Annotated in this window: 5 protein-coding genes; 2 read left to right on the top strand and 3 right to left on the bottom strand. The window is 70.4% G+C overall.

From position 1 onward, the window contains the following. On the bottom strand, window positions 1-254 hold a 254-nt coding region (locus VIU94_RS19535; protein WP_331913115.1), incomplete at its 3' end, for a PfkB family carbohydrate kinase. A gap of 119 nt (window positions 255-373) precedes the next feature. Here VIU94_RS19535 and VIU94_RS19530 point away from each other — a divergent pair. Next, on the top strand, window positions 374-589 hold the full coding sequence (locus VIU94_RS19530) for a hypothetical protein (protein WP_331913114.1): 216 nt from the start codon (window positions 374-376) through the stop codon (window positions 587-589). A gap of 91 nt (window positions 590-680) precedes the next feature. Here the strand turns inward: VIU94_RS19530 and VIU94_RS19525 are convergent, their stop codons facing one another. Further along, window positions 681-1,277: a TetR/AcrR family transcriptional regulator gene (locus VIU94_RS19525; protein ID WP_331913113.1), complete on the bottom strand. Its 597-nt coding sequence runs from the start codon at window positions 1,275-1,277 to the stop codon at window positions 681-683. Between the two features lie 86 nt (window positions 1,278-1,363). Here VIU94_RS19525 and VIU94_RS19520 point away from each other — a divergent pair, with 86 nt between their 5' ends. Next, the gene (locus tag VIU94_RS19520) at window positions 1,364-2,791 is read left to right on the top strand and encodes an MFS transporter (protein WP_331913112.1); all 1,428 of its coding nucleotides are present in this window, start codon (window positions 1,364-1,366) and stop codon (window positions 2,789-2,791) included. Between the two features lie 76 nt (window positions 2,792-2,867). On the opposite strand, the gene erpA is transcribed toward VIU94_RS19520, so the two are convergent. Beyond that, on the bottom strand, window positions 2,868-3,179 hold the full coding sequence (erpA, locus tag VIU94_RS19515; protein ID WP_331913111.1) for an iron-sulfur cluster insertion protein ErpA: 312 nt from the start codon (window positions 3,177-3,179) through the stop codon (window positions 2,868-2,870). Window position 3,180 lies beyond the last annotated feature (1 nt).

Below are 3,180 nucleotides of genomic sequence, written 5' to 3'. Positions count from 1 at the left end.
CGCTCGAGCCAGGAGCGGTAGTCGGCGAAGTCCTCGCCGACCGCGCCCACGAGCACCGGCGCCAGGCCGAGGTTGGCCAGGCCGAAGGAGATGTTGGCGCCGACGCCGCCGCGGCGGATCTCGAGGTCGTTGACCAGGAAGCTCACCGAGAGCTTGTCGAGCTGGTCGGCGACCAGCGAATCGGCGAACTTTCCACCGAAGCTCATCAGGTGGTCGGTGGCGATGGAGCCTGCGATCAGGAGTGAACCGGACATGCGCGGAACCCTACCGGCGAGACCTCGGGCGACGTTAAGGCTCGACCGTAGACAGCAGATGAAATATTACCGCTGAGTCCGCCTTCTGCTACCCGTTGGTAGTGCTTACCGTCGTTTGCATGACAGCCATGCGCGTTCCGTACGACGACCTCGACAGCCCCGCGCAGCTCTGCGCCGACTGCGCCGCCGCCGACAGCACGCTGCGCCTGCCCGCGCCACGGGTGCGCGAAGCGGCCCGCCCGGCACCCGCCGTGCGGATGCAGGCCCGCGAGCCGGGCGACACCGCCGTGCTCGAGGCCTGCGGACACGTCGCCGACGACCTCGCCCTGACCTGAGCCGGACGCAGCCACGACCGCATGCCGTGGCTGCCCGAAGACATGAGAGCCCCTGTCACGCACAGGGGCTCTCGTCATGTCGGCGACCCGGTCAGTCCCTCGCGGTCACCCCGTCCAGGGCGAGGTCGAGAAGCCTCGCGGCGCGGTCTGGGCCGGCAGCCCGGTCACGGCTGACGACCCAGGCGATCCCGGCGGCGAGATCGAAGACGTCGTCCATGCGTACGTCCCGCCGGATGTCTCCGGACTCCTGCGCCCGGGCGAGCAGCGTCCGGGTCGTCTCCTGCATGTGCTCACAGGTCACCCCGAGCAGCGACCCCTCCCGGCCGGCAGCGTCGAGCACGCTGCCCGGGAGTCCCCCGTAGGTGCTGATCTGGGCGATCGTCGCCAGCAGCCACTCCCGCAGGGCCGTCAGCGGCTCCTCTGCCCCGGCGAGCTCGGTGCCCCGCTTGTGCACCGCCGCCATGTTCTCCGCGAGCGCCGCGGAGATGAGCTCGTCGCGCGTCGGGAAGTGCCGATAGAGCGTCGCGTTCCCGACCCCCGCGGAACGGGCGATCTCGTCGATCGAGGTGTCGACGCCGTAGCGCGCGAAAGCCGCTCGCGCCGCCTCGATGACGGCGTCGTAGTTGCGGCGCGCATCCGCCCGCTTCGGCCGCCTGCTCTCCCAGTCGGTGATCTCGGTCGCAGTCATCATTACCCCTTGACAATAACCGGGGACTATCCCCACATTTGAAATGGGGAGTCTCCCTGGTTCCGATGATAGCGAGGTACGAAGACATGACAGAGCTTCACGAGGCACGGACCGGAAACAGAGCCGGAAGCAGAGCCGGTGCCCGCGGCGGAGGTTGGGCGGTGGCGGCGGTGGTGACCTGCCAGCTGATGCTGATGGTCGACGGCGTGATCGTCACCGTCGCCCTGCCCTACATCCGCGAGGAGTTCGGGCTCAGCGCGGTCGGCCTGTCGTGGGTCGTCTCCGCCTACGCCCTGGCGTTCGCGGGCTTCCTCCTGCTCAGCGGACGGCTGGGGATGATGTTCGGCCCCCGCCGCGTGCTCCTGGCGGGCGCGGCGGTCTTCGTGGTGGCCTCCGCAGCCGGAGGGCTCGCCCCGTCCGGGGAGCTGCTGATCGCCGCTCGGGCCGTGCAGGGCGTCGGTGCCGCGCTGGCCGGGCCGGCGATCATGGTGCTGCTGGTCGCGAACACCGACGAAGGGCCGCAGCGACTGCGTGGGATGTCGTGGTTCATCATCGGCTCCAGCCTGGGCAGCTGCCTCGGCCTGGTCGCCGGGGGCGTACTGACCGTGGCCCTCGACTGGCGCTGGGTGATGCTGATCAACGTACCCGTCGGGGCGGCGGTCATCGTGGGCACCGTGGCCTTCGTCCGAGAGGCCGACCGGACACCCGGACGCCTGGACATCCCCGGCGCCCTCGCCTCCGCCCTCACCATGGTCGCCCTGGTGCACGGGCTCACCCGAGCGGGCCAGGAGGGCTGGGGCGACCCCGTCGTGCTCGGCTCCCTGGCTCTCGCACTGCTCGCCCTGGTCGTCCTGGTCGCCGTGGAGTCACGCGCGGCACACCCCGTCGTACCGCTCCGCCTGCTCCGCGGCGCTCGCCGCGCCGTGCCCTATGCGGGCATGCTCCTGGTGCCGGCGATGATGATCGGGTTCTTCACGTTCTCGGTGCTCTTCCTGCAGGACGTACGCCACTTCGACGCCCTCGAGGCCGGGTTGGCCTACCTCCCGTGGGGAGCGTCGGTGATCATCGGCGCCCGGCTGGTGCCGGCGCTGGTGGCCCGCATCGGCGACCGCGGCACGATCGTTCTCGGGATCGCCCTCGGCCTGGCCGGGCTGGTCGCGTTCGTACTGCTCGCCGCCGATGCCCCGCTGTGGGCCGGCGTCCTGCTGCCGTGCTTCGTCTTCGGCTTCACCGCGCCGTTCTTCTTCACCCCGGCCAGCGCCGCGATCATGGCGGCGGCCGAGGGTGAGGACTCCGGTGCCGCCGCCGGGATGTTCCAGGCGATGCAACAGCTCGGCGGGGCGATCGGCGTCGCGACGCTCACCGCCGTGTTCACCAGCCGCGCCGCAGCGGGCGTCGAACCGGCGATGGAGACCGCGATGCTCGCCTCCACCGCCTTCGGGCTCGTGCTCCTCGTGCTGGCCCTGGCGACGCCCGCGTTCGCCGGTCGCCGGCCCGCACCGGTCCCTGCCTGAGCGTCACCGAACGCGCGAGCGCCCCTGTCCGAGTCGGACAGGGGCGCTCGCGATGATGCTCAGTGGCTGTGCTGACTCAGTGGAAGGAGTCGCCGCAGGCGCAGGAGCCGGTGGCGTTGGGGTTGTCGATGGTGAACCCCTGCTTCTCGATGCTGTCCACGAAGTCGATCATGGCGCCGTTGAGGTAGGGGACGCTCATCCGGTCGACGACGACGGAGACACCGTCGAAGTCGGTGACGACGTCACCATCGAGGGTGCGCTCGTCGAAGAAGAGCTGGTAGCGCAGGCCGGAGCAGCCACCGGGCTGCACCGAGATGCGCAGGCTGAGGTCGTCTCGGCCTTCCTGCTCCAGGAGGCTCTTCACCTTCGAAGCGGCAACGTCGCTCACG

Origin of the sequence: Streptomyces sp. (assembly GCF_036566765.1) — a bacterium.
In the GTDB taxonomy this organism is placed as follows: domain Bacteria; phylum Actinomycetota; class Actinomycetes; order Streptomycetales; family Streptomycetaceae; genus Streptomyces.
Note: the sequence above shows the minus strand (reverse complement) of the source record. Positions and strands in the feature narration are given on the sequence as shown.